The organism is Xanthomonas sp. BRIP62411 (assembly GCF_003993525.1).
GTDB classification, from domain to species: Bacteria; Pseudomonadota; Gammaproteobacteria; order Xanthomonadales; family Xanthomonadaceae; genus Xanthomonas; species Xanthomonas euroxanthea.
This window is the reverse complement of sequence record NZ_QEZI01000008.1, coordinates 323,417-348,826: the sequence shown is the minus strand read 5'-3', so window position 1 is coordinate 348,826 and position 25,410 is coordinate 323,417. Positions and strand designations below refer to the sequence as shown.

The 25,410-nt window shown below is 67.5% G+C and carries 20 protein-coding genes and 1 other RNA gene; 4 read left to right on the top strand and 17 right to left on the bottom strand.

The genetic code is table 11. The annotated features are described in order from the left end of the window. Positions 1 to 456: 456 nt before the first annotated feature. Positions 457 to 663: a hypothetical protein gene (locus tag EO139_RS05830; RefSeq protein WP_104584680.1), complete on the bottom strand. Its 207-nt coding sequence runs from the start codon at positions 661 to 663 to the stop codon at positions 457 to 459. A gap of 117 nt (positions 664 to 780) precedes the next feature. Here EO139_RS05830 and EO139_RS05825 point away from each other — a divergent pair, with 117 nt between their 5' ends. After that, a complete protein-coding gene (locus EO139_RS05825; RefSeq protein WP_126969681.1) occupies positions 781 to 1,491 on the top strand; it encodes an rRNA pseudouridine synthase in 711 nt (236 codons plus the stop codon). Between the two features lie 1,135 nt (positions 1,492 to 2,626). Here EO139_RS05825 and EO139_RS05815 read toward each other — a convergent pair. The 5 genes from EO139_RS05815 to EO139_RS05795 all read right to left on the bottom strand — a co-directional run bounded on the left by EO139_RS05815 (position 2,627) and on the right by EO139_RS05795 (position 7,244). Further along, positions 2,627 to 3,481, bottom strand: coding sequence for a hypothetical protein (locus EO139_RS05815; protein ID WP_241235916.1), 855 nt, complete (start codon positions 3,479 to 3,481; stop codon positions 2,627 to 2,629). A gap of 62 nt (positions 3,482 to 3,543) precedes the next feature. Further along, a complete protein-coding gene (locus tag EO139_RS05810; RefSeq protein WP_104584674.1) occupies positions 3,544 to 3,948 on the bottom strand; it encodes a response regulator in 405 nt (134 codons plus the stop codon). Positions 3,949 to 4,026: 78 nt separating this feature from the next. Beyond that, positions 4,027 to 4,509: a hypothetical protein gene (locus EO139_RS05805; RefSeq protein ID WP_119131124.1), complete on the bottom strand. Its 483-nt coding sequence runs from the start codon at positions 4,507 to 4,509 to the stop codon at positions 4,027 to 4,029. A gap of 138 nt (positions 4,510 to 4,647) precedes the next feature. After that, complete coding sequence (recQ, locus tag EO139_RS05800; RefSeq protein WP_024939934.1) at positions 4,648 to 6,444, bottom strand: DNA helicase RecQ; 1,797 nt, start codon at positions 6,442 to 6,444, stop codon at positions 4,648 to 4,650. Positions 6,445 to 6,686: 242 nt separating this feature from the next. Continuing rightward, complete coding sequence (locus EO139_RS05795) at positions 6,687 to 7,244, bottom strand: Dps family protein (protein WP_102580821.1); 558 nt, start codon at positions 7,242 to 7,244, stop codon at positions 6,687 to 6,689. Positions 7,245 to 7,334: 90 nt separating this feature from the next. Here EO139_RS05795 and hrpA point away from each other — a divergent pair, with 90 nt between their 5' ends. Next, positions 7,335 to 11,456, top strand: a complete 4,122-nt coding sequence (hrpA, locus tag EO139_RS05790; RefSeq protein ID WP_126969679.1) for an ATP-dependent RNA helicase HrpA — start codon at positions 7,335 to 7,337, stop codon at positions 11,454 to 11,456. Positions 11,457 to 11,531: 75 nt separating this feature from the next. Here the strand turns inward: hrpA and EO139_RS05785 are convergent. From EO139_RS05785 to EO139_RS05740, 11 genes are all read right to left on the bottom strand, one after another. Next, a non-coding RNA gene (locus tag EO139_RS05785) (sX9 sRNA) lies at positions 11,532 to 11,608 on the bottom strand. A gap of 62 nt (positions 11,609 to 11,670) precedes the next feature. Then, positions 11,671 to 14,307: a TonB-dependent receptor gene (locus EO139_RS05780; protein WP_126969677.1), complete on the bottom strand. Its 2,637-nt coding sequence runs from the start codon at positions 14,305 to 14,307 to the stop codon at positions 11,671 to 11,673. 102 nt (positions 14,308 to 14,409) lie between these two features. Further along, positions 14,410 to 15,444, bottom strand: coding sequence for a glucokinase family protein (locus EO139_RS05775; protein WP_126969675.1), 1,035 nt, complete (start codon positions 15,442 to 15,444; stop codon positions 14,410 to 14,412). A gap of 321 nt (positions 15,445 to 15,765) precedes the next feature. Further along, positions 15,766 to 17,283 (bottom strand): PhoPQ-activated protein PqaA family protein, encoded by a 1,518-nt coding sequence (locus tag EO139_RS05770; protein ID WP_126969673.1) that lies wholly within the window; start codon positions 17,281 to 17,283, stop codon positions 15,766 to 15,768. A gap of 64 nt (positions 17,284 to 17,347) precedes the next feature. After that, on the bottom strand, positions 17,348 to 17,860 hold the full coding sequence (locus EO139_RS05765; RefSeq protein ID WP_104584661.1) for a hypothetical protein: 513 nt from the start codon (positions 17,858 to 17,860) through the stop codon (positions 17,348 to 17,350). A 164-nt stretch (positions 17,861 to 18,024) separates the two neighbouring features. Beyond that, a complete protein-coding gene (gene pqqE, locus EO139_RS05760) occupies positions 18,025 to 19,128 on the bottom strand; it encodes a pyrroloquinoline quinone biosynthesis protein PqqE (protein WP_184650167.1) in 1,104 nt (367 codons plus the stop codon). Further along, complete coding sequence (gene pqqD / locus EO139_RS21645) at positions 19,125 to 19,403, bottom strand: pyrroloquinoline quinone biosynthesis peptide chaperone PqqD (protein WP_115677205.1); 279 nt, start codon at positions 19,401 to 19,403, stop codon at positions 19,125 to 19,127. The genes pqqE and pqqD overlap by 4 nt, the downstream gene beginning before the upstream one ends. Continuing rightward, on the bottom strand, positions 19,400 to 20,152 hold the full coding sequence (gene pqqC / locus EO139_RS05755) for a pyrroloquinoline-quinone synthase PqqC (protein ID WP_126969669.1): 753 nt from the start codon (positions 20,150 to 20,152) through the stop codon (positions 19,400 to 19,402). Before pqqC ends, pqqD begins: the two co-directional genes overlap by 4 nt. Then, positions 20,149 to 21,048: a pyrroloquinoline quinone biosynthesis protein PqqB gene (gene pqqB, locus EO139_RS05750; protein ID WP_104584653.1), complete on the bottom strand. Its 900-nt coding sequence runs from the start codon at positions 21,046 to 21,048 to the stop codon at positions 20,149 to 20,151. The genes pqqC and pqqB overlap by 4 nt, the downstream gene beginning before the upstream one ends. 66 nt (positions 21,049 to 21,114) lie before the next feature. Beyond that, positions 21,115 to 21,195: a pyrroloquinoline quinone precursor peptide PqqA gene (gene pqqA / locus EO139_RS05745; RefSeq protein WP_002812057.1), complete on the bottom strand. Its 81-nt coding sequence runs from the start codon at positions 21,193 to 21,195 to the stop codon at positions 21,115 to 21,117. Further along, positions 21,164 to 21,541 carry a hypothetical protein gene (locus EO139_RS05740; RefSeq protein WP_126969667.1) on the bottom strand — a complete coding sequence of 126 codons (378 nt, stop codon included), beginning with the start codon at positions 21,539 to 21,541 and terminating at the stop codon, positions 21,164 to 21,166. The genes pqqA and EO139_RS05740 overlap by 32 nt, the downstream gene beginning before the upstream one ends. Between EO139_RS05740 and EO139_RS05735 the strand changes: the two genes are divergently transcribed. Beyond that, complete coding sequence (locus EO139_RS05735) at positions 21,485 to 23,668, top strand: bifunctional (p)ppGpp synthetase/guanosine-3',5'-bis(diphosphate) 3'-pyrophosphohydrolase (RefSeq protein WP_164739768.1); 2,184 nt, start codon at positions 21,485 to 21,487, stop codon at positions 23,666 to 23,668. The two genes, EO139_RS05740 and EO139_RS05735, sit on opposite strands and share 57 nt — an antisense overlap. A 185-nt stretch (positions 23,669 to 23,853) precedes the next feature. Next, positions 23,854 to 25,368, top strand: coding sequence for a hypothetical protein (locus EO139_RS21400; protein ID WP_164739173.1), 1,515 nt, complete (start codon positions 23,854 to 23,856; stop codon positions 25,366 to 25,368). The last annotated feature ends 42 nt before the right edge of the window (positions 25,369 to 25,410 follow it).

Below are 25,410 nucleotides of genomic sequence, written 5' to 3'. Positions count from 1 at the left end.
ATCCACCAGAGCGTCTTGCCCAGCTAACGGCCGGATCGCGACGAGCTAAAGGTACGTATCTGAAATGACTTAGATTGAATTCATCGTGCGGAAGAAATTTCCCGACAGCCGTCCGCAGCGTCCTGACATCCGCACATGCACTGCGTGTTTGTGGCGTTATCGCCGGATCGAAGCATGCCAACCGCAGAACGATTTTCCGACGTTTCGCCGACAAGCGGCGCTTCCCTTGAGCGCAGCGGATGCTTTGACAGGATCGCATCCGCTATGTGTCGCGATACCTGCAATCCGCTTGTCTTCGGTAAGCGCCGGTGCTGGTGCAGCGGCGTGTTCCGGCGATGCGATCTACTCTGATGCCATGCGACACGGGCCTTGCCACGTGCACCTTGCAAGCCGGCATGGCCGGCTGCTGGTGCGGCAGCGCGCATCGCGCGCGTGGCGGCACTGTGGCTCTTGCGCTCAACCTTCCAGCGCAGCGAGTACCTCGGCATGAAGCTGCTCGGCGCCGCTTTCGGTATTGAAGCGTGCAAAGATTTCCTCGCCGGAGAGCAGGCCGACCCGGACCGAGTGGCAATACGATCCGAAGTTTTCGCCTGCATTGAAGGGATCGCTGATGACGGAGATGTGGTTGAGGCGGACCCGGGTGCTGCCAAACTTGATGAACATCTGCAATCTCCTGTGTGAGCGCCCAGTTTCCCACTTTGTCGGGCAGCGCAGAAGCCGGCCTCACGCATCCGTCGACCCAGCACGTACACTGCCGTCCCCTCAAGCCGAGCCCGCCCGATGTCCGATCCGATCCGTCTCGATAAATGCGTGGCCGCGCGGTTTGGCTGCTCGCGTGGAGAGGCGCAGCAATACATCGAGGGCGGCTGGGTCAGTGTGGACGGGGTCGTGGTCGAAGAGCCGCAAGCCCTGGCGACCGCGGCGCAGGTGACGCTGGCGGAAAACGCCGTGCTCGAACCTGCCGAGCCTGCCACGCTGCTGCTGCACAAACCGGCAGGCATGAGCGCCGAGGCGGCGCTGGCACTGGCCACTGTGGAAACACGCAGCGCCCTGGACCAGCTCGAGATGCGTGTGCTCAAGCGGCACTTCCTGCGTCTGCACGCGCCGCTGCCGTTGGAGGACGCGGCGAGCGGCTTGCTGGTACTGAGCCAGGACGGCCGCGTCCTGCGCAGGCTCAGCGCCGACGCCATCTCCATCGAACAGGAATTCCTGGTGGAGGTGCGCGGGGAGCTGCGCCCATATGGCATGGCGCGGCTTGCACATGGCCTGATGTATCAGCAGCGCAGCCTGTCGCCGTGCAAGGTAAGCTGGCAGAACGAGGAGCGTCTGCGCTTTGCGATCAAGCACGTGCAACCCGGCCAGCTGCGTTACATGTGCGGGGAGGTCGGGCTGGAGGTGGTCAGCATCCGGCGCCTGCGCGTGGGCCGCGTGTCGCTGGGCAAGCTGGCCATCGGCCAATGGCGCTATCTGCCGACAGGCGAGCGTTTCTGAAGGGCAGCACGTGTTGGATGCGCGTGGCTGCCATGCGGCGGCATGCCGCTGCTGCCGACATGTATGCAGCAAGCATTGCGTAACCGCACCATGGCGGTGTCACTGCCCGGCGCCGTTGTTCAGGCCATTGCGGCATTGATGCGCTGTCAGGCCCGCACGTAAACGTAGCGACCGTGCCGGGCAATAGCGACGCGCGTCGGCCGAGTCTTGCGCGCTCGGCAATGCACTGCGATTGCGCGGTGAGCGCAAGCTGCGTTGCGCATCCCGATGCCGGGGTCGCCTGGTTCGTGGCTTACTTCTTGTTGCGTTTTTTCTTGGCGCGCGTCACCAGCCAGAACACAACGGCAATCACGCCGACGACCAGAATGATGAAGGCCGGTGACAGAAACGAATTGTCGCCCATGGGAATTTCCTGAAATCTTCGCAGCCGAGTGCTGCACCGACGTCAGCCTAGCGAGCGGCCTGCTTGATGGCGTGAAATACGCTGCAGCGGCCGCGCGCAACCGCGCCGCGTCGCCTGGCCCCGCAAGCGCGCGCGACGGCTGCAAGCGCGCACGCGTGTACCTGCGTGCCGACGCAGCGGCTGCATACAGGCGCGACCGAGCACGTGTTCGCCTGCCGGCTGCAAGCTGACAGGTCTGCAGCCGGAAGCGCAGGAACAGCAGCGACCAGCCACCAGCCGCGTGTTAGGTAGAGGCTGTCAATCCGATGCATCCGACGGCAGCCAAGGCGGGTATCGGCATGGATCCAGCTGCAGGTTCGGGAATCTCGTAACGTCCGCTGGAGCGCAGGCGCAGTGGTCGCACACGCATCAGATGGTTCGACGGCGCACTCGAGCGAGCCGCCTGTGCGTGCGCACGGCTGACTTCTTCGCCTGAAAGGCGCGCGCATCCACGCTGGTGGACGATCAACCAACCACGACCCAGGCGCGTCACGCGATGCCGGCGATGTTCCGGCGGGGGGCGTGCTCAGCGCCTCGCGAGTTGAACGGCCCAACAGGCCTCGCGTCCGGTGGCTGCAGTTTAAATGGGGCGTGCGGCACGTAAATCGGGACTGCGCCGACAGCGTGTCGGGTCATCCCCGACGATCGTCAAGTCCTCGGGCTGCGCTCGTCCCCGAGCGCAGCCATGTCAGGTCAGAGGAAGGTTGCGCTGCAGCGGAAGCCGGCGCAGTCGATCTGCACCGTACTGCCGCCACTGCAGGCGGCGGTGAAACGCGTGGCGCTGTGTGCCTGCACCGTGCCGCAATTCAGGCCGCTGCTGATGCCCTGGGCGCGTGTGCTGGCCGATTCGGTGGACATCGCCGGGCCCGCAGGCGCAACCGTGGCTGCGACCTTGCTGGCTGGTGCTGCTGTGCCTGCCTGCACAGGCGGGGCGACCTCGCCTGCCAGCGGCAGCGTGACGGCTTCGCCAGGCGCACTTTCGGTGCCGGAGGCGGTTGTCGCGACGTGTGCGTTGTCGCCCTGTAACGGCTGGCCGCGGTCCTCGCGGTGGCGGTCGAAGCTCAGCGTCTGTCCGAATACCAGCTGGATCCAGCTCGGGTAGGTGTAGCCGGTGCCCTTGCTGTGATCGACAATGGCGCCGATCGCGCCGCCGATCAGGATGTTGCCCCAGATCCCGATGTTGGCGCGCGAGATGGAGCGACCGGCGGCATTGCGCTGACCGGGCAGCACGCAGCTGACCTCCAGGTCGCGCGAGGACCGGCGTACCTGCACGGTCTGTCCGGACTTCAGGGTGAACCGTCCCTTGTCGTTGCTGAGGGCGCAGTCGGCGCCAGCGATGAGGTGCCCATCGGCAGTCTTGGTATCCACACGGATGGGCTGGATCGCGTCGTTCATGACCGTCGCGCAACCGCTCAACGCAGCCATGGCCATGGCTGCGGTCACTAGGTGTTTCATGTTGTCCCCTGGCGTAAGGCATGGTCGGGCCAGGCGGGCATGGCGCCGCTTCCCTGGCACAACCGTGTCGTGGTCAATCCCCGTTGCCGACACATCGCATCGGCCGCCACTTCATACCGGGATTGTGGGTCGCCGTCCAGTCGCGACCCTCTACGTCAGGCGACCGGAGTGGGAAGTATCCGGTGCTTGGCCATCACGCTGCGGATCGCGCTCAGCAATTGCTCGGGGGTATAGGGTTTCTCGAGGAAGGCCACGCCATCCGGCAGGATCTCTTCCACATACTCCACCGCCAGCCCGGAGGTGAGCAGCACGGGCAGGTTGTAGGGGGCGTGCGCGGTCTTGAGCGCCAGATCCACGCCGGTCAGGCCGCCCGGGAAATGGATGTCGGAAAACAGCACATCGACGCGCGGGTCGCTTTCGATCAGGGCCAGGGCCTCTTCGACCGAGCCGGCGCTGCGGCAGGTAAAACCATAGCTTTCCAGCACAAGGCAGCTGAGTTGTCGGGTGCCATCGCCGTCTTCGACGACGAATACAACTGGCCGTTCCTTGTTCTGTGACATGAGCACGTCTCGTAAGGCAGGCCACATTCTCAGCGATGCGGCAGTGAACCCTCTGTCAACGCAGACGGAGCCGTACGGTTACCAGCCGAACGGGCCAGGACCATAGCCGCCGGGGCCGTAGCGCGGCCCGAACAGCGGGCCTTCGCCGCGCCCGACACTGATGCTGACGCCGATCTGATGCGCCTTGCCGTCATCGTCGTAATAGGTCTTGCAGGAGTTCAGGTTGACCGCCTGCCAGTTGCTGTTGCCGCCGCGGTTGGAGTAGCCCATGCCGGTTTCGACCGCGCCATGCAGCTTGCCCTGGCATTGTTCGGCGCGTTCGGCCGCAAGCGAGGCTGCGCTGGGGCGGCTCAGCGCAGGCTTGGGGCCGCTCTTGTCGCCGTAGAAGGTGCCCGGCGGGTCGGTGCTGTACGCGGGGTCGGAGCGGTACTGCACCGGGGCTTGCGGAACGCTCAGGTCCAGCGACTGCGCCGACCCCGGCTCGGCGCTGCGCTCGCCGGCCTGGGCGAGCGCGCTGCCGGCGGCAAACAGAGTGGCCAGGAGAAGCAGGCTGCGTTTCATCGGATGGACTCTACCAGGAGGGACTGACAGCGCGTGCCAGATCGCCTTGTGAAACTAGCAACGGCTGATTGAATGCGCGCTGTCGATTGCGCGGTTTTTCATGCCGGCGCCGTCACCGCGATGGCACACGCTGCTGCATCAGCCCTGCTCGCGCACGATCTCGATCAGCTGCGCCCCATAGCGGGCCAGTTTGCCGCCGCCGATACCGCCGACACGCGAGAGTGCGTCGATGCTGGTGGGCCGCTGTTCGGCGATATTGCGCAGCGTGCTGTCGTGGAAGATCACGAAGGCCGGCACGTTCTGCTCCTTGGCCAGCTCCGCGCGCAGGCCGCGCAGGGCGTTGAACAGCACCAGGTCCTGCGGCTGCACCGGCAGGCCGGTGCGTTGCGCGCTGCGCTCGCGCCCGGCAGCCGGGTTCTCGCGGCGCATCATCACCTGGCGCTCGCCCTTGAGCACTTGGCGGCTGGCATCGGTCAGGCGCAGGCCGCCATGGCCCTCGCTGTCGACCTCCAGCAGGCTGGCCGCCACCAGCTGGCGGAACACCCCGCGCCAGGTGCGCTCGTCCAGGTCGCGGCCGATGCCGTAGGTGCTCAGCTGGTCGTGGCCGAGCTGCTTGATGCGCTCGTTCTCGCTGCCGCGCAGGATGTCGATCAGGTGGCCGACACCGAAGCGTTGCCCACTGCGGTACACGCAGCTGAGCGCCTTCTGCGAGGCCACGGTGGCGTCCCACGCGGCGGCGGGCGTCAGGCAGTTGTCGCAGTTGCCGCAGGGCTTGGGATAGGTCTCGCCGAAGCCGGCCAGCAACACCTGGCGGCGGCATTGCATCGATTCGCAGTAGCCGAGCAGGTGATCGAGCTTGGCGCGCTCCAGCCGCTTGCGCTCCTCGGCTGCTTCGCCCTGTTCGATCATCTGCTTGAGCAGCACCACATCGCCCAGGCCGTAGCAGAGCCAGGCCTCGGCCGGGTCGCCATCGCGGCCGGCGCGGCCGGTTTCCTGGTAATAGCCTTCCAGCGACTTGGGCAGATCCACATGCGCCACGAAGCGCACGTCCGGCTTGTCGATGCCCATGCCGAAGGCGATCGTGGCGGCCATGATGATGCCGTCCTCGCGCAGGAAGCGGCGCTGGTTTTCCGCACGCACCTCGGCCGGCAGGCCGGCGTGGTAGGGCAGGGCGTTGAAGCCTTGCGAGCACAGATACTGCGCGGTCTCTTCGACCTTGCGCCGCGACATCGCATAGACGATGCCGGCCGAGCCGCGGTGACGGCCCAGGAACTCCTGCAGCTGCTTGCGCGCGTTGTCCTTCTGCACCACGGTGTAGCGGATGTTGGGGCGGTCGAAGGAACTGACGAAGTGGCGCGCGTCGACCAGGTCCAGGCGCTCGGCGATCTCGCGCTGGGTCGGCGGGTCGGCGGTGGCGGTCAAGGCCATGCGCGGGATATGCGGCCAGCGTTCGTGCAAGACGGTGAGCTGGCGGTACTCGGGGCGGAAATCGTGGCCCCATTGCGAAACGCAATGCGCCTCGTCGATGGCGAACAGCGCGATGCGGCTGCGTTCCAGCAAGGACAGGAAGCGCTGGGTCAGCAGACGCTCCGGCGCGACGTAGAGCAGGTCAAGGTCGCCGGACAGCAACGCACGTTCGACCCGCTGGGCGTTTTCCGCGTCCAGCGTGGAATTGAGGAATTCGGCGCGCACGCCGAGCTGGCGCAAGGCCTCGACCTGGTCCTGCATCAGTGCGATCAGCGGCGAGACCACAATGCCGATACCGTCGCGCAACAGCGCCGGCACCTGGTAGCACAGCGACTTGCCGCCGCCGGTGGGCATCAGCACCAGGGCATCGTTGCCTGCCGCGACGTGTTCGACAATGGCTTGCTGTGGGCCGCGGAAGTCGTCGTAACCGAAGACGCGGCTGAGCAGTTCGTGGGCGGGGGAAGACATCCGCCTAGGATACCGCGCGGGTCAAGCCCTGGCCGGTGTCAGGCGGGCGGTGTTGCGCGACGGTGCGTCGGGGATTGCCGCGATGTGAATGCCGGGGGACATGTTTCGCGACGCGGAGAGGGCCGCAACCCGCCGAGTCAGGGGCGCGCCGAAGGCGCGGGGTGTGGCCGGCGATGGAGCAGGGGCCCAAGGTTCCGGCGCAGCGAAACCTTGGGCACACCCGCAGGGGCCAGGCCCAGGGGTTACTGCAGCAGCGAGCGCAGCATCCAGGCGTACTTCTCGTGGGTCTGCAGGCGCTGGGTCAGCAGGTCCACGGTCGGGTCGTCGCCGGCGTCGTCGGCGGTGCCCAGCACCTTGCGCGCGGTGCGGCAGACCGCTTCGTTGCCGCTGACCAGCTGGCGCACCATTTCACGCCAGTCGGCACTGTCGCTCAGCCCCTGTTCTTCCGGGATCGAGGTCAGGGCGACGAACTCGCTGTAGGAGCCCGGTGCGTTGTAGCCCAGGGCGCGGATGCGCTCGGCCACTTCGTCCAGCGCCGCCCACTGCTCGGTGTACTGGGTCTCGAACATGGTGTGCAGCGAGTTGAACATCGACCCGGTGACATTCCAGTGGAAGTTGTGGGTCTTCAGGTACAGGGTAAAGGCGTCAGCCATGTAGCGGGCCAGACCGTCGGAGATCTGCTTGCGATCACCGTCCTTGATCCCGATATCGATGTGTGGTGCCGATGCTGCGGCGACCGGCAGTGCGTCCAATGCTTCATTGATGACGACGGGCTTGTTGGCGTTCTTTTTCTTGGACATGGGAATGGTCCTCCTGAGGAAACAGATATCGGGTCACAATAGACAGGCTAAAGGATCTGCTGTCATTCAATCTTTCACATTTTTCGATCAATGAGCGCTATCGACACCGACCTTGCCAACACCTTGCGTGAGCGCCGCCGCGCCGTCGATGGCGCGATGAGCCGCGACCGTGGCCGGTTGCTCGGTCTATGGTCGCGCTGGCAGGGCAAGCCCGGCAACCCGCAGGTGCGCGAGGCCTTCGAGCAGGCGCTGGCGGCGTCGCAGGCGCAACGCCAGGCGCGTGCCGAGCAGCAGCCGGCCATCACGCTGGACGAGCAACTGCCGATCGCGCGCGAGGCCGAGCGCATCATCGCGCTGATCCGCGACCATCAGGTCGTGGTCATCGCCGGCGAGACCGGCTCGGGCAAGACCACCCAGCTGCCCAAGCTGTGTCTGGCGGCCGGGCGCGGCGCGGCCGGCATGATCGGCTGCACCCAGCCACGCCGGATCGCCGCGCGGGCGGTGGCCGCGCGCGTGGCCGAGGAGCTGAAGACGCCGCTGGGCACCACGGTGGGCTTCCAGGTGCGCTTTACCGACCGGGTCGGCGAGCAGTCGCGGATCAAGTTCATGACCGACGGCATCCTGCTGGCCGAGATCGCCAGCGACCGCTGGTTGTCGGCCTACGACACCATCATCGTGGACGAGGCGCACGAGCGCAGCCTCAACATCGATTTCCTGCTCGGCTATCTCAAGCAGCTGCTGCACAAGCGCTCCGATCTGAAGTTGATCGTCACCTCGGCCACTATCGACACCGAGCGCTTCGCCCGGCATTTCGACAACGCGCCGGTGATCGACGTGGAAGGCCGGACCTTCCCGGTCGAGGTGCGCTACCGGCCGCTCGAGGGCGAGGCCGACGACGGCGGCGACGGCGAGCGTGGCAATGGCCGCGATGGCGAGCGCACCGTCAACGATGCGATCGTGGCGGCGATCGACGAGATCACCCGCATCGATCCGCGTGGCGACGTGCTGATGTTCCTGCCCGGCGAGCGCGAGATCCGCGATGCGCACCAGGCGCTGGAACGGCGCAAGTACCGCGAAACCGAAGTGGTGCCGCTGTACGCCCGGCTGTCGGCGGCCGACCAGGACCGCGTGTTCAACCCGGGGCCGCGCCGGCGCCTGGTGCTGGCCACCAACGTGGCCGAAACCTCGCTGACGGTGCCGCGCATCCGTTATGTGGTGGATCCGGGCTTTGCGCGGATCAAGCGCTACAGCCCGCGCCAGAAGCTGGACCGCCTGCATATCGAGCCGATCTCGCAGGCCAGCGCCAACCAGCGCATGGGCCGCTGCGGCCGCATTGCCGAAGGCATCTGCTACCGCCTGTATGCCGAAGCGGATTTTGCCGCGCGGCCGGCATTCACCGACCCGGAAATCCGCCGCTCGTCCTTGTCGGGCGTGATCCTGCGCATGCTGCAACTGGGGCTGGGGCGGATCGAGGAGTTCCCGTTCCTGGAAGCGCCGGACGAACGCGCAGTCGCTGACGGCTGGCAGCAGTTGCTGGAGCTGGGCGCGATCGATGCCAATCGGCGCCTCACCGCCATCGGCCGGCAGATGGCGCGCCTGCCGGTGGACGTCAAGCTGGCGCGCATGCTGGTGGCTGCGCAACAGCACGGCTGCCTGCGCGAGATGATCATCATCGCCGCGTTCCTGGGTATCCAGGATCCGCGCGAGCGCCCGCCCGAAGCACGCGAGGCGGCCGACAACGCGCATGCGCTGTTTGCCGATGCACGCTCTGAATTCGTCGGCATCCTGCGGTTGTGGGAGGCGTACCGGCAGGTGCACGAGGATCTCACCCAGTCCAAGTTGCGCGATTGGTGCAACCGGCATTTCCTCGGGTTCCTGCGCATGCGCGAATGGCGTGAGCTGCATCGGCAGCTGCGCCTGTTGTGCGAGGAGCTGGGGTGGAGCGAGGAGCCGGCCGCTGCGATGCTGGCGCCATTGCTGGCAGGTGCCAGCGCGCCTGCGCGCGAGGACGGGCACAACGCCAACCGGCCGACGCGCGGGCAGTTGCATCGCGCTGCGCGGCTGGCGCGTGAAGGCAAGCCGGATCCGAATGCGCCACCTGCGCAAGCCACGTCCGCCGCTGCCAGCAAGCAGGCCGACCTTGCCGAGGCCTCGGCGCGCATCAGCGAGCGCGAACGCGCGGCGGCGTATCAGGCCCTGCATCGTGCGCTGTTGGCCGGCCTGCCCACGCAGATCGGCCATCGCACCGAAAAAGGCGATTTTCTCGCCGCGCGGCAGCGCCGGTTCGTGCCGTTTCCCGGCTCGGCACTGGCACGCAAGCCGCCGCCGTGGATGCTGGCCGCCACGCTGCTGGATACGCAAAAAGTCTGGGGCATGACCAATGCCGCGATCGAGCCGGACTGGGCGATCGCCGAGCTGGGGCATCTGCTGGCACGCAAGCATTTCGACCCGCATTGGTCGCGTGCGCAGGGGCAGGTGGTGGCATCCGAGCAGATCAGCCTGTTCGGCCTGGTGCTGGCGCCGAAAAAGCCGGTCCACTTCGGCAAGATCGATCCGGCCGGCGCACACGACCTGTTCGTGCGCCAGGGCCTGGTCACCGGCGAGATCAATACGCGTGCGGCGTTCATCGCCGACAACCTCAAGGTGCTGGAGCAGGCACGCGAGGAAGAAGCCAAGCTGCGCCGCGCCGGCATCGTCGCCGACGAAGACTGGCAGGCGCGCTGGTATCTGGATCGCATCCCGGCCGAGCTGCACTCGGCCAGCGGGCTGGATGCATGGTGGAAGACCTTGCCGCCGGACAAGCGCCGCAGCCTGCACTGGACGTTGAACGACCTGTTGCCCGGCGAAGGCAGCGAGGCCGACCGGTTTCCGAAGTATTTCCCGCTGGGCGATGCGCGGCTGCCCTTGCATTACCGCTTCGAGCCGGGCGCCATCGATGACGGGGTGACGCTGGATGTGCCGCTGCACCTGCTCAATGCGCTGGATCCGGCGCGGCTGTCGTGGCTGGCGCCGGGCTTCGTCGCCGACAAGGCATCGGCCCTGATTCGCAGCCTGCCCAAGGCGCAACGGCGCAACTATGTGCCGGCGCCGGATTTCGGGCGCGCGTTCTACGAGGCTTACAGCATTGCCTCGGCCGACGCTATCCGTGGCGAGCTGGCGCGCTTTCTGACCAAGGCCACCGGCACGCAGGTGGCGGCGCTGGATTTCGACGAAGAGTCGCTGGACACGCATCTGCTGATGAACCTGCGCCTGCGCGATGACGACGGCAAGGTACTGGCCGAGTCGCGCGACCTGGACGGATTGCGCGCACGCTTTGGCGAGCGTGCCGGCCAGGCCTTCGCCGCACGTGCGGGGCGCGCGCTGGCGGCCGAGGGATTGCGCGATTTTCCATCCACGCCGATTCCCGAACAGGTGGCCGGCGAGGCCGGCGTGCCGGCGTATCCGGCGCTGGTGGACCAGGGCGAAGACGCGGCGCTTCGCATTTTCGCCGACCGCAACGAAGCGGCGCAGGCGCATCCGCGCGGCGTGCGCCGGCTGCTGGAAATCGCGCTGGCCGACAAGATCAAGCAGGCGCGCAAGCAACTGCCGGTGTCGCCCAAGACCGGCCTGCTGTACGCGGCGATCGAATCGCAGGAGCGTCTGCGCGGCGATCTGGTCGATGCCGCGCTCAACGCGGTGCTGGCCGATGGCCTGGGCGCGATACGCGACCCCGGTGCCTTTGCGCAGCGCCGCGACGAGGCCGGCAAGCGCCTGTTCGGCGAGGCGATGGAACGGCTGACGCTGGCCGAAAGCATCCTTGGCGCCGTGGCCGAACTCAAGCCGCTGCTGGAGGCGCCGTTGATGGGCTGGGCGCGCGGCAACCTGGACGATATGGAACAGCAGCTGCGCGCGCTGGTGCATGCCGGCTTCCTGCGCGAAACACCGGCCGAGGCACTGGCCAGTTATCCGCGCTATCTCAAGGCGATGATCCTGCGGACCGAGCGTGCCAAACGCGATCCGGCCCGCGACCAGGCGCGCATGCTCGAACTCAAGCCGTTCGTGGATGCATTGGACCAGGCGGCCGCGCGTGGGTTGCAGCAACGTGATGAATGGCAGTCGCTACGCTGGGACCTGGAGGAATTGCGCGTGTCGGTCTTTGCGCAGGAGCTGGGCGCCAGGTCGGGCGTATCGGCGAAGAAGTTGTCGCAGCGGGTGGCGGCGTTGCGCAACTGAGTGGTGCTGGACGCGCTGCATCAGCGCAGGTCCTGCCATCAACGGGTTGCTCATGCCGCGCGCTGCGCTTGAAGCCACTAACGAAACATAGCGGCCAGTGGTCGGCTGGGTGTGGACGGCGCGCCCGGAACCGGCCTGCACGAGGTGTACGTGCCGATTCCGAGCACGGGCCGCGCCCGCCTGGCGGTGAGCGCAGCCGTTTTGCCAGCCGCTGCTAGAACTTCATGTGCAGGCTTGCCATATAGCGGCGCCCGCTTCTGTAGCGACCGGCCAGGTGGTCGGTGTCGCCGAGATACTGCAGGTATTGCTCGTCCAGCAGGTTCTGCGCGTCGATCTGCAACGACCAGTTCGGACTGAACGCATAGCCGATGCTCGCGCCGAGTTCGGCGTAGTCGTCCACGCTTGCCGGCGCGGCGCCGGCCACGTAACCGCCGGCCAGGTAGCTGTCGCGCCAGTTGTAGGTCAGCCGCGCGTTGAGCGGGCCCTTTTCGTAGTACGGGCTGACTGCCACGCTGTTGCGCGACTGGTAGGGCAGGGCATCGCCGGTGTTGTTCTGCCCATTGGCGTAGGTGTAGTTGGCGGTCAGGCCGAAGCCGCTGTCGCCGAACGGCTGCTGGAATGCGATGTTGAAGCCCTTGACCTTGCCATCGCCGGCGTTGCGTGGCCGCTGGATGCTGTAATCGCAGTAGCCATCGGCGCTGCAACCGTTGCTGCCGAGCAACTGCGCCCAGCTTTGCGGCGCGGTATCGCGTAGCGCGTTGTACTGGCGTTCCACGCTGGCGCTGGTATCGATGTAGTTGTCGATCTTCTTGTAGAACAGCGACCAGGCCACCACCGACTGCTGGGCAAAGTAATACTCGGCCGACAGGTTGAAGTTCCAGGATTCGTACGGCGACAGCTCGGCGTTGCCGCCGCTGCCGGTCAGCGTGGTGTCGTTGAGGAAGGTGTTGTTGACCATCTGGTTGTACGGTGCCCAGGCGATCACCTTGGCCGCGGCAAACCGGAACACCCAATCGTCGGCGGCCTCGTAGGCCAGCGTGAGCGAGGGCAGCAGGAAATCCTCCTTGCGCGTGCGGGTCTGCCACAGGCTGTCGGCGTTCTGCAGGGTGGGCGTGCCGCTGTAGACGAAGCCACTGCCCTCGGTTTTCGAATCCACATAACGCAGCCCGAGATTGCCGCGCAGGCCGCCGCCGGAGAAATTCAGCTGGGCATAGGCGGCGTTGTTGGTCTGCTGCAGCGCCCAGGTGTTGTTGAGGTAGCTGGCCGGGTCCGGCGCGCCGTAGTCGACCGGGCTGTTGCGGATCCAGTCCAGCACGTTGTTGCGGCCTGCCTGCACATGCCGGCCGTGGTCGGGATGGAACTCCTGCAGGTCGGTGAGCCCGATGGTGCCCACATCGGCCAGCGTGCCCGGCGTCACGCCGCCATAGACGTTGAGCTCGAAGCGCTCCTCGTGCTTGCCATGACGCACGCCCAGCAGCAGTTGATTGAACACGCTGTCGAACTGCAGATTCAGGTCGAGCTGGCCGTAGGTGTCCTTGCTTTCGGTGGAAAAGATGCCGTTATTGCCGAACCAGCCGCCGGCCGAGCCCCAGTTGGCCGGATCGCGCGCGCGCGCCGGGTCGTCGAAGCGGATGCCGCGCCGCGTGTCCCAGCTGAAGCCGCCGTTGTAGAACGGCTCGATGAAATACTGCGACAGGTCCTTGTTCTCGGATCTGCTTTGGCCCACCTGGCCATTCAATCCCCAGCCATCGCCGCGGAATGCGGCGCGCAGGTCCAGGCCCTTGGTGGTGACTTCCGATTCGCGCACGTTGTTGTCGTAGATCACGGTGCCCCCGAGCGGGTCGGCATTGGCACCGGAATGCCCGCTGGTCACCACGCCATTGCGCAGGCCGCCGAGTTGGTCCACTGCCGCCACGGTGCCGGCATTCCAGGTCAGGAAGCTGTACATCGACTGGTTGTAGTTGTCGAAGTTCTCGTTGATGTACAGGCCGCTGAGGTTGAATTCCAAGGCCTCGCTGGGCTTGAGCTGCAGGTTGACCACGGCGCTGTCGCGCTCGCGATCCTGCTGGAACCAGGCCGCGTTGATCGAGTTGGGCACGTCCGCATCGGCGGGCACGCCGCCTGCGGCATTGGCAAATGTGCTGGCGGGTGCATAGCCGAACACTTCCATGCCGCGGCGATCGACGCGCTCTTCGTAATGCTGCGCCGATACCGCGATGCCGAAGGTGTCGGCCGCGTTTTTCCAGCTATACAGCAGCGCGGCATTCGGTTTTCCTTCGCTGGCCTGTGCGCTGTAGCTGTAGCCGATGGAGGCGGCCACCTCGTTGACGTCCAGGTCCAGCGGCTGCCGGGTGTGCATCAACACGGTGCCGCCCAGGCTGCCTTCGGTCAGGCGCGCTTCGGAGGATTTAAGGATTTCCGCGCGGCCCAGGATCTGCGGCGCCAGCAAGGTGTAGTCGAATCCGCGGCTGGGTTGCTCGCCGTAGAGCCAGATCGCCTGTGCCACCGGGTGGCCGTCCAGGAAGGACAGATTGAGGCTGGGGTCGGTGCCGTCGATGCTGACGCGCTCGCCCTGGCCGAAGCGCCGGTCCAGGGTGACGCCGGGAATCTGCGACAGCGCCTCGGCCACGTTGGTGCTTGGAAACTTGCCGATGTCTTCGGCGGTGATCGCTTCGGAAATGCCGGCGTTGTTGCGTTTGGTGTCGAGCGACTTTTCCAGGCTGGCACGGATGCCGACCACCTGCACGGCGTCCAGGTCGGTGGCCTGTCGGTCGAGCGCGTCCTGGGCTTGCGCAGCGAATGCCAGCGACAACGCGATCGCGCTGGACAGCAGGGTGATGCTGTATTTCATGATGTCTCTCCTCATCACGCACAGGGAAGGACGGCGGGCTGCTGCTCGCCGGATGCGGGGTCTTGCAGACGCGCGCTCGGGACCGAGCGCGTGGTGGATCGCTTACGACAGGTCAGCGTGGTGTTGCAGATACCAGTTGGCCGCGCCAAGCACGCCCAGTTGCCCGTGCTCGACCAGCTTGACCGGGATGCGTTCGAGCACCGCGCGCATGCGGCCTTTGGCCAGAAAGCGTTCGCGGAAAGCGCTGTTCTGCAGGAACGGCCCGATCGTCGGCAAGAAGCCGCCGGCCAGATAGATGCCGCCGGCCGCGCCGTAGGCCAGCGCCATGTCGCCGACCGCGCTACCCAGCACGGCGCAGAAGATCTGCAGGCACTCGCGTGCCAGCGCATCGTCTTCGTGCAGCGCGGCATGCGTGATCGCGGCCGGCAGCCGATGGCGCGGGGTGGCGCCATGCAGTTCGCACGCGGCGTTGTACAGGTGCAGCAGGCCGGGCCCGGACAGCACATGCTCGAGTGGCAGATAGCGCTCGCCACGCAGCAGGATCCGCAGCACCTGCAGTTCCACCTCGTCGTTGCTGGCCAGGGCGACCTGGCCGGCTTCGGTGGCGAGCACGATCGGCCGCGGCCTGGCATCGATCCAGACCGCCGCACCCAGCCCGGTGCCGGGGCCGACCACCAGGATCGGGCCGGTGGCGCGCGCATGCCGCGGGGTCGGCCCGCTCAGTTGCAGCGCGGCGCGTTGCTCCATCAAGGGGGCGGCGTAGGCCACCGCTTCGAAATCGTTGACCAGGTGCACGCTGGGCACGGCGAGCGCGGCGCGCATGCGGCCAGGCGAAATCGTCCACGGCAGGTTGTTGCTGATGAAGCTGCCATCGTCCAGTGCGACCCCGGCACTGGCGATCACCACGGCTTCGACATCGCGTCCGGTCTGCAGGAAGTCGGCAAGGATGGCGTCCAGACTGGCGTGTTCGGCGCAGCGGTAGGTGCGGTAATGCGCCAGCTCGGCCGCAGCGTTGTCCGCCTGCGCGATGTGGCCGACCCGCACATGCGTACCACCGACGTCGGCCGCGATGAAGCCGGTGGCAACCGGTGCGGTGGGCAGGCCGGTAGCGAGAGCAGAACGCGAAGTCGCAGCCACGTGCAGTCCTTTGGGTTCGTCCGGTCGGCCAATGCGATCGGCGAGTAGCGGCCTGTGTAGAAGTTGGTGACAACGATGTCAATGGTTCAGTCGGGTTGGATCGATCTTGTTGGCAGGCTCAAGTGCAGGATTGCCCGATTCAGCGCTGTCTGCGCGGAGGCAATTGCGCGGTGCGGAAGGCGCGCGCGGGCCACTCCTGGTCTGCGACGGTGGCGTTCGTCGCCATCTGGACGCTGGGCCATCATGGACATCCACATCCACATTTGATGCCGACATTCGATACCGACAGCCTGGTTGTCAGCTGCCGGAAGATTCGCCCACTCAGCGCGCAGTCGCCGCAGAGGCAGCGCCCGGCAAGGTGCTGCAGGCCGCGCCGTCGGTGGGCGGTGCCTGCGTCGGGTACTGCTGCTTGCCGAGCACGTAGGTCTGGCTGGTGGCGACGAAGCCGTCCGCGTAGGTGGCCTCGACGAAGTACGCGCTCCAGCCGGCCTCGGGCATCCGTACCGGTACCGACACGGTGTTGCCGCGTGCAGGCGTGATCGGCGTGGCGCTGTAGCGAATGCCGCAGGCATGGCGGAAGTCGCGCGCCACCGGGTTGCTCGCCTGCCACAGGCGCAACTGCGCAGGGCGCTCGGAGGAGTGGAAGCGGAGCTGCGGGTGTTCGCCTGCGCGCAGCGAATCGCGCACCTTTGGCAGCGCGCGTTGCTGCTGCAGCCGGGTCACGAAGGGCACCAGGCTGTCGACGATGAAGGCGCGGATGCCGTTATGCGCGCTGTTGGGCACCATGCGCAGCGCCTTGCTGCCGGGTAGCGCGTTGTAGAAGAACTGCGTGTTGTCCGGCAGGAAAAAATCGTCGCCACTGGCATTGACGATGTACTTGGGCACGGCCAGGCGTTTGCGCTGCGGCGTGTGCAGATAATGCAGCGGGTCCTGCAGTTGCACCAGTTGCGCAAAGGCCGGCGTGTGCAGCTGCGTGGTGATGCCCTGCCTGGCGTAGGCGTTGAATGCGATCGGCCAGTTGCCGCCATAGCTCCGGTACATGTGCTCGAGCACTGCCGGCATGTTGAGGATGTCGATCACCAACGGCACCACGGCCTCCACGCGCGCGTCGGCGATGGTGGCATGCCAGCTCGCCCAGCCACGCTTGGAGGCGCCGGCGAGGATGAAGCGATGAATCTGCAACGGCGCCAACTCGCGTTCGGCCAGGCTCATGGTGCGCGCGATGGCGGCGGCCATCGGCACATGCAGCGGCAGGGTCTTGCGTTGCTGCGGCGATGCCAGGAACAGCGACCAGCTGTAGGCGACGCTGTCGTCCTCGCGGCGCGGCGTGCCGTCGTTGCGATAGGTCAGCGCCTGGCTGGGGATATCGCCGAGCGCAATCACCACGGTGCGGCTGCGCTTTGCCAGCGTCGCCAGGGCCTCGGGCGACAATTCGCTGGGCGGCTGCGGCGCGCCGCCATCGGCTGGATGACGGGTGCCATTGGTGGAGAGCAACAGTGCACGTGTCGGCAGCGCATCCGTGGGTAGATAGATCGCGACATCGTGTTGCCAGCTGGCCGGCTGCACCAGGGCCTCGGGCGACCATTGCTGCGAGGTCAGCAGGTAATCGCGCCGCTCGACACCGGCCACCGTGCTGGTGGCCACACGCCGGTAGACCAGCGGCTGGCGTTCGATGGCATCGTGATAGCACACCAGCGCCTGGTCGATGCCGACCTCGGGCGCGTCGGCGCACTGCTGCGCTGACAGGGCGGCTGCAGTGGCCGCGCCTGCAGGCGCAGCACCTGCAAACCAGCCCAGCGACGCCAGCAACACCAGGCTGCAACGTGTCATCGACCGCATGCGTGTTCTCCCAGTGGCGTGGGTGCGCCAGCCCGCTGGCGGGCCGCGCGGTGCCCGGTCGGGCTTACTTGATCCGGCGGACCTTGGCCTGGGTGTTGTAGCCCTCGATCTGCAGATACCACACGCCGACCAGGCCCGGCTTGATCTTGACCTTGGGCGCGGTCTTGCGCACGCCCGACAACGTGGCGGCGTCGGTCTGCTCCCAGTCCTGGCCATTGGCGAGCGTGTAGACGCGCCCGGTCGAAAAACCCTTGAACTCGCCAACGATGTTGCTCTCGATCGGCTCCTTGCTGCCGAAATCGAAGAAGCCGCGGTTCTTGACGATCACTTCCTGGCGGCCGGCTTCCTTGGCCTGTTCGACCACGACCGCAGCTTCCTTGGCGACCTTGCCCTGCAGCCAGTCGTTGAGCGCGGCCAGTTCGCCGGCATCGAGCTTGTCCAGGCCGGCGGCCTTGAACTGTTCGGCGCTCATCTGCGACTGCAGGTCGCCCTGCACCGCGCGCTGTGCCAGGGCCGGGGTGGCGTTCAGGGCAAGGGTCAGGCAGACCAGCAAGGGAATGCGGCGCGCGAGCGACATGGAAGCCATCCAGAAGACGAAGAGGCCGCTAGTGTAGACGCTGGAGCGCACCGTGCAGCCTGAGACCACAGGTGCTGATGTGTGCGGGACAGCCCCAGGCCGCCTCGCACAGCGTGGAGACAACACCAGGGTGTGGGGGCGCTCCGCCACCGGCGACGTAAGGTCTACGCGGGCACTTTCGCGCGCTCGGGACGGCGGTAAACAAACTCCGGTGCCGGCGCTGCAGCTTCGCGTTCGGCGGTGGCGCGCACCTCGGCATGCCGCGGCGAGCGTTCGCAGACCGGGTCCAGCGTGGCGGCATCGCCACTGAGCGCCAGCGCCTGGCAGCGGCAGCCGCCCCAGTCGATCTCGCGTTTGGGGCAGCCCTGGCAGACCTCGGGCATCCACGCGGTGCCGCGGAAGCGCACGAAGGCCTCGCCGTTGTTCCAGATGTCGGCCAGCGAACGCTCGCGCAGGTTGTCAAAGCGCATGCCGTCGATGGTTTCGGCCGCGTGGCAGGGCAGCACGTCGCCGCGCGGGGAGATGTTGACGAAGCGCTGGCCCCAGCCGCCCATGCACGGCTTGGGCTGGCGGGCGTAGTAATCGGGGGTGACGAAGTCGATCGCCAGGCGGTCGCCGAGCTCGCGGCGGGCGGTTTCCACCGCGTCAATCGTGGCCATCAGCTGCGCGCGGCTGGGCATCAGCGCGGCGCGATTGCGCAGGCCCCAGCCGTAGTACTGGGTGTGCGCCACTTCGATGCGTTCGGCCTGCCACTCCAGCGCCAGCGCGATCATGCCGGGCACGCGCTCGGCGTTATGGCGATGCAAGACCGCATTGAGCGTCAGCGGCAGGCCGCGCGCACGTACGGCGGCGGCAAACGCGCGCTTCTTCGCCAGGCTGTTGCGATAGCCGGCGATACGGTCGGCACCGGCCGGGTCGACATCCTGCACGCTCAGCTGCACATGCTCCAGTCCGGCCGCCTGCAGCTGGTCCAGCATCGGCTCGCCGCCGGCTACGCCGGAGGTGATCAGGTTGCTGTACAGCCCGAGCGCGCGTGCGTGCGCCACCAGCTCGGGCAGGTCCTTGCGCAGCATCGGTTCGCCACCGGAAAAATGCGCCTGCAGCACGCCCATGTCGGCAGCCTGCTGCAGCAGCGAGCGCCAGCCGGCAGTATCCATTTCCTCGCGCAGCGCCGCCAATGCGATCGGGTTGGAGCAATACGGGCAGGCCAACGGGCAGCGATGGGTCAGCTCCAGCAGCACCGACAGGGGTGGCGGGGCGATGGTCATAGCCGCAGCAGACGCTTTTGATGCAGCGTGTTGGTGAGTTCGATCACATCGACTTCGATATCGGCCGCGTCGGCATCGAATTCGCCTGCCAGTTCCTGCGCGATCTGCGCCAGCGAGCGCGCGCCGTCGTAGCGCTGCGCCACCACCAGTGCGATCTCGTCCAGCTCGACCACCCGTTCCGGCGCCAGCAGCACCCATTGGTCGCGCGCGCGGTCGTGCTGCAGGCGCACGCCTGCGCGCAGGGCCGGCTGGCTGTCGCGGGTGATGCTGCTCACGCCGCTGCCCGGCTGGCGTCGCGGTCGGGCACGAATGCCTCCGGCCACACGATGCCCGGGGCGACGTAGGCCACGTGCAATGCGTCCAGCTGCGCCCACAGCACCGAGCACTTGAAGTGCAGCGCGGCCTTGACCAGGTCCTGTTTCTCGACGGTATCGGCGTGCTGCTTGACGTAGTCCAGCGCAAAATCCGAATCACGGGGCGCTTCGGTCAGGCGATGCTCGAAATAGGCCAGCGCTTCGGGCGAGACGAAGTCGTAATGCTTGAGCATGCCGGCCACGCGCCGGCCGATGATGTTGGGGGCGAACAACTCGGTCAGCGAGGAGGCGATCGCTTCGAGCAGGCTTTTTTCGCGCACGAACTGCAGATAGGCCTGCACCGCAAACCGGGTGCCGGGCAGCAGCGCACGGCCGGATTCCACCAGCGTGCGGTCCAGGCCGAGCGCGTCGGTCAGGTGCAGCCAACGCGCGATGCCGCCATCGCCGGGGCTGTTGCCGTCGTGATCGAGGATGCGTTGCCGCCAGATCCGCCGCAACGCCGGGTCGTCCATGCGCGCCAGGATCGCGGCGTCCTTCAATGGAATGCAGCGCTGGTATTCGAAGCGGTTCAGCGCCCAGGCCTGGACCTGGCCGCGATCGAGCTTGCCCTCGTGCAGCAGCGCGTGGAAAGGATGCTGGTCGTGATACAGGCGGGCGCCGATGGCGCGCAGGTCCGCCTCCAGCTGGTCCGGGGTGAGCAGGGTGGTCACAGGGTGATCTCCAGGCCGTCGTAGGCGACGTCCCAGCCGCTGGCACGCGCACTGGCGTACTCCGGCGAGTGGATGTCGAGCACGGGATTGGTGGTGTTGAGATGGATGAAGATCTTGCGCGCCACCTCCAGCGGGGCAAACGCGGCAATCGTGCCGTCGGGGCCGTCGATGCTCATGTGGCCCATGCGCTGGCCGGTCTTCTGGCTGATGCCCAGTTGCACCATCTCGTCGTCGCGCCACAGCGTGCCGTCGAAAAACACCAGCTCGGCGCCTTGCAGGCGCGCGCGCAAGGCATCGGTCATCGCCGCGCAGCCGGGGATGTAGTGCACGCGGTGCTGGCCATCGTCGATGGTCAGCCCGAGGGTTTCTTCATTGGAGCCGGCCAGGTCGCCCCCGCTGCGCGATTCCATGAACAACGGCACCTTGCCGGGCACCGAGAAGGGCGTCAGCTGCAGGCCCAGCAGCGATAGTGGCGTCTCCAGCGCAAACGGCTGGCGCTGCACGTAAGCCGGATTGACTGCATCGAAGATTGGGTTCTGCGACAGCAGGTCCAGCACGCGGCGACTGGCATGCAGCGAGAACGCCTGGCTCTCGCGCATCGACAGCAGCCCGGCGATATGGTCGATCTCGCCGCTGGTCAGCAGCACCGCTTCGATCGGCGAATGCCGCAGACCGCGTTGCGGCCAGAGCGCGGGCGTTGCGAGGAGTTGTTGACGAAAATCGGGTGAGGCATTGATCAGGACCCAACGCTGGCCATCGGCGCTGACGGCGATGCTGGCCTGGGTACGACGTTGGGCACCGTCGGCTTGTTGCCATGCCCGCCGGCTGGCGGGTGTGTGGCAATTCCACTGCGGGTGCCCACCGCCGGCCGCCGATCCCAGAACGATGATGCGCATGGAGAACTGTTACCTATCTGCCGGCAATCGCCGGTCATGCATCGGGAGGAAGGGCGGCAGGTGCGCTCAGAATTCGCCGGAGACGTAGCAGTTGATCTCGGCGCCACAGTTGACTTCACGAACGACAGGCTTCTTCCAGGTCTTCATCGGCTACCTCGCAGTTGGTTGGAATGACGTGGCCGCGGCAGGACGCAGCGGCAACGCCAATGGAGGATAGGCAGGCGGTCTGGGCGAGTTGTAAAAAGCATGTAAAAAGCCGATTGACCGTGCTGATCGGCTTGCGGCGCTGCACCAATCGCGGCCCACAGCGGTTGCGAATCAAGACCTTGGCGGGTGAACCGACCATAAGCGCAGGCGCGTGCCGCTGCGCCGACCACGGCGCACTGCGCGTTGTGGAGAAGGTGACGCGCACGTTACCGTAGCTGTCAGCCCCTTGTTGTTGCCGATCGCCGTGTCCACCGCTGTGACCAGTTCCTCTTTCGAGCGCCTGCATGCCTTGCTGCAGCGTCCTGCCCTCGCATCGATCGCGCCAGACCTGCGTGACGCGCTGGCGCAGGCCTGGCAGCAGCAGCCTTCGCCGAGCGAGGACGTGCCCTGGGCACTGCTCGCCGACACGCTGGACGCGTTGGGGTTGCTGGCGGCCGACGAGGCGACCCTGATTGCGGCACTGTTGTTCGACCTGCCGGCGCTGCGCGGCGCGATCGCCGGCCTGCCGTGGCAACCGGCCGAGCGCCGTGTGGCGGTGGAAGGACTGCTGGACGGGCTGGATGCGGCCGACCAGGTCTGGGCCCTGCACGCCGGTCGCGAGGCCGGGCGCAACAGCGAAGGCCTGCGGCGGCTGTTGCTGTCCATCATCCACGACCTGCGAGTGGTGCCGATCCTGCTGGCACGGCAGTTGGCGCGCATGCGCGTGGCCGACCGCCTGAGCGAAGAGCAGCGCCGTGCATTGGCCCAGCTCACCCGTGACATCCATGCGCCGCTGGCCAACCGGCTGGGCATCTGGCAGGTGAAATGGGAGCTGGAGGACCTGGCGTTCCGGCACCTGGAGCCGGACACCTACCGCCGCATCGCCCGCGAAGTGGACGAAACCCGCGTGGCGCGCGAGCGCTATCTGGATGCGGTCAAGCGCACCTTGTCGACGACGCTGGCGCAGCAGGGCCTGCGCGCGGACGTGAGCGGGCGGCCGAAGCACATCTACAGCATCTGGCGGAAAATGCAGAAAAAGCGCCTGTCCTTCGACCAGCTGTACGACATCCGCGCGGTCCGGGTGATGGTCGACGACGTGGCCGCCTGCTATGCCGCCCTGGGGGCGGTGCACTCGCTGTGGGCACCGGTGCCGAGCGAGTTCGACGATTACATCGCCCGGCCCAAGGCCAACGACTACCGCTCGCTGCATACCGCGGTGGTCGGCCCGGAAGGGCGCACCATCGAAGTCCAGATCCGCACCCACGAGATGCACGCGCAGGCCGAGCTCGGCGTGGCCGCGCACTGGAAATACAAGGAAGGCGGCAAGGGCGGCGAGAAGGCCTTCGACCGCAAGATCCAGTGGATGCGCCAGTTGCTGGAACAGGTGCAGGACGGCGACCACGGCGAACTGGCCGGTGCGCTGGATGCCGAGCTGATCGAAGACCGCGTGTATGCGCTGACGCCCAAGGGCGAGGTCATCGACCTGCCGCAAGGTGCCACGCCGCTGGACTTCGCCTACCACGTGCACACCATGGTCGGGCATCGCTGCCGCGGCGCGCGCGTCAACGACCGCATCGTGCCGCTGACCTACCGGCTGCGCAGCGGCGACCGGGTGGAGATCATGACCGCCAAGGAAGCCGACCCGCGCCGCGACTGGCTGCTGGCGTCCAACGGCTTTCTGGCCAGCGGGCGCTCGCGCGATAAGGTGCGCGCCTGGTTCCACAAGCTCGACCGCGCGCGCAACGTGCAGGCCGGCAAGGACCTGCTCGATCGCGAGCTCAAGCGGCTGGGCCTGCAGCACGCCGACCTGGGCGTGGCCACGCGCAAGTTCCACGCCGAGACGGTTGACGACCTGTACATCCAGGTGGCGCTGGGCGATACCGGGCCCAACCAGGTCAGCCGCGCCCTGCTGGAGGCCGAACGGGCCGCCTCGCAGCCCGCGGTCCCGGCGCCACCGCGGCCCACCGCGCGCCGCGAGGGCCTGGGCAAGTCCAAGTTCACCGTGCAGGGCGTGGGCAATCTGCTGGTGCAGCTGGCGCGCTGCTGTCAGCCGGTGGCGGGCGAGCCGATCGCCGGCTATCTGACCCGCGGCCGCGGCATCACCGTGCATCGCACCGATTGCGCGGCATTGTCGCGGCTGGCGGCGGCGCATCCGCAGCGCGTGCTCCCGGTGGAGTGGGGCCAGGCCGGCAGCGGCTACGAAGTGGATGTGCAGGTGCGCGCGGTCGACCGCCGCTGGCTGCTCAAGGACATCACCAACCTGATCGCGCAGGAGGACGCGCATGTGCTGGAAATCAACAGCGACAACGTGCGCGACACCGGCAGGGCGCAGCTGCGCCTGCGCCTGAAGGTCAGCGATTACGGCCAGCTGTCCAGCCTGCTTGGCAAGCTGGACGCGCTGCCCGGCGTCAACGAGGTGCGGCGACTCGGTTGAGTGCTCCGCCGCTCGCCGGCGCCAATCGCTTTGGAACAGACGGCACCCACAGCAAGCGAGGGGTGCCTGCCTGACGATTCCCGATTCCCGATTCCCCCAAAGCCCACATCGTCTTCGCAGCAGACAGCTACCATGACCCGGTGAACGCGTCCCCCTCAGGTCGCGCCAAGGACGGACGCCACCGCATGTTCCCGCTTCCGCGCTGGGCCCGATCGCCCCGCCTCTGGGCGCCATTGCGCAGCCGCGCGCTATGGCGCGTGGTGCTGGTGTTGTGCGCCTGCCTGTTGCTGGCCACGGTCGTGCTGCGCAAGCCGCTGGCCGATTGGCTATGGCCGGACACGCGCATCCAGCAACTGCTGCAGCGCGGCGATGCGGCGCTGTCACGCGGCCACCTCAGTGCGGCCGACGGCAACGGCGCGCGTGAACTGTTCGCGGCCGCGCTTGCCCTGGATAGCGACCGTGGCGAGGCCCGCGCCGGGCTGGCGCGCACCGGTGCCGCCGCCGTGGTGCAGGCACGTGCGGCGGTCGCAGCCGGGGACGCCGCCGCTGCACAACGTGCGTTGACGCTGGCGAACGCGCTGGAGGTGCCGCAGGCGCAGACCGCCCCGGTCGCGCTGCGCCTGCGCGCGCTGCAGGCGCGTCGGGCCGGCCTGGATGCCTTGTTCGCCCAGGCGGTGTCCGCGCAACAGCAAGGGCGCCTGGATGGCAGCCCGGACAGCGCGCTGCCGTTGTACCAGCGCATCCTGACCCTGGCGCCGGACCGTACCGACGCGCTGGAAGGGCGCGAGGACGCATTGACCGATCTGCTGGCGCAGGCCCGCCACGCACTGGCGCGCGATGCGCTCGGCGATGCGGCGCTGTTGCTGGCCGCCGCCAAGCGCTATGACCCCGGGCATGCCGATGTCCCGCTGACCGAGGGCCACTACCACCGCGTGCTGGAACAGCGCCGTCAGCGCGCCGAGGGCCTGTTGCGGCGTGGTCGCCTGGCACCGGCCGCACGCGATTTCAACGCAGTGCTGGCGGCCGAGCCGGAGGATGCGGCTGCCCGACGTGGGCTTGAGCGGGTGGCCGGCGAGTATGCCGCGCAAGCCGGCCGGCAGGCGGCGGACTTCCAGTTCGACGCCGCGCTGCAGTCGCTGCAGGAAGCGAAAGCCTTGCTGCCGGGCGCTGCGTCGATCGCCCAGGCCGAGCAGGCCATTGCGCGTGCACGCGATGCACAGCGCAGCCCGGAAACCGGGTTGTCGCGCGGTACCCGCGAGCGCCGCCTGCGCGCGCTGCTGCAGCGGGTCACGGATGCCGAAGCGCGACAGCAATGGATGACGCCTCCCGGCGCCAGTGCCTACGACGCGGTGCGTGCGGCGCAGGCGCTGGCACCGCGCGATCCACGCGTGCTGCAGGCCGCCGCACGTGTGGTGCCTGCCAGTCAGCGCTGCTTCGAGGACGAGCTGCGCAACAACCGCCTGCGTGCCGCGCGCGGCTGTCTGGATGCCTGGCAGGCGCTGATGCCCGGTGACGATGCGCTGGCCGGCGCGCGTCGCCGGCTAGCGCAGCGCTGGGTCGCGGTGGGCAGCGAACGCCTGGGACAGGAGGACGCTGCCTTCGCACGGCGCGCGCAGGACGAGGCGCACCAGCTGGATCCGGAGCTACCGGAATTGGCCGAGTTCACACGCCGGGTCAAGGCGGTGGCGGAGCAGCGCTGACGCCGCGGCCGCCTGCGGCGGCGGCGCCCTGCACGCCCTGCC

Coding starts and splice junctions, on each gene's coding strand:
- EO139_RS05830 (WP_104584680.1), bottom strand. CDS start 663: ATGTTCATCAAGTTTGGCAGCACCCGGGTCCGCCTCAACCACATCTCC.
- EO139_RS05825 (WP_126969681.1), top strand. CDS start 781: ATGTCCGATCCGATCCGTCTCGATAAATGCGTGGCCGCGCGGTTTGGC.
- EO139_RS05810 (WP_104584674.1), bottom strand. CDS start 3,948: ATGTCACAGAACAAGGAACGGCCAGTTGTATTCGTCGTCGAAGACGGC.
- EO139_RS05805 (WP_119131124.1), bottom strand. CDS start 4,509: ATGAAACGCAGCCTGCTTCTCCTGGCCACTCTGTTTGCCGCCGGCAGC.
- recQ (WP_024939934.1), bottom strand. CDS start 6,444: ATGTCTTCCCCCGCCCACGAACTGCTCAGCCGCGTCTTCGGTTACGAC.
- EO139_RS05795 (WP_102580821.1), bottom strand. CDS start 7,244: ATGTCCAAGAAAAAGAACGCCAACAAGCCCGTCGTCATCAATGAAGCA.
- hrpA (WP_126969679.1), top strand. CDS start 7,335: ATGAGCGCTATCGACACCGACCTTGCCAACACCTTGCGTGAGCGCCGC.
- EO139_RS05780 (WP_126969677.1), bottom strand. CDS start 14,307: ATGAAATACAGCATCACCCTGCTGTCCAGCGCGATCGCGTTGTCGCTG.
- EO139_RS05770 (WP_126969673.1), bottom strand. CDS start 17,283: ATGCGGTCGATGACACGTTGCAGCCTGGTGTTGCTGGCGTCGCTGGGC.
- EO139_RS05765 (WP_104584661.1), bottom strand. CDS start 17,860: ATGTCGCTCGCGCGCCGCATTCCCTTGCTGGTCTGCCTGACCCTTGCC.
- pqqE (WP_184650167.1), bottom strand. CDS start 19,128: ATGACCATCGCCCCGCCACCCCTGTCGGTGCTGCTGGAGCTGACCCAT.
- pqqB (WP_104584653.1), bottom strand. CDS start 21,048: ATGCGCATCATCGTTCTGGGATCGGCGGCCGGCGGTGGGCACCCGCAG.
- pqqA (WP_002812057.1), bottom strand. CDS start 21,195: ATGAAGACCTGGAAGAAGCCTGTCGTTCGTGAAGTCAACTGTGGCGCC.
- EO139_RS05740 (WP_126969667.1), bottom strand. CDS start 21,541: ATGCAGGCGCTCGAAAGAGGAACTGGTCACAGCGGTGGACACGGCGAT.
- EO139_RS21400 (WP_164739173.1), top strand. CDS start 23,854: ATGTTCCCGCTTCCGCGCTGGGCCCGATCGCCCCGCCTCTGGGCGCCA.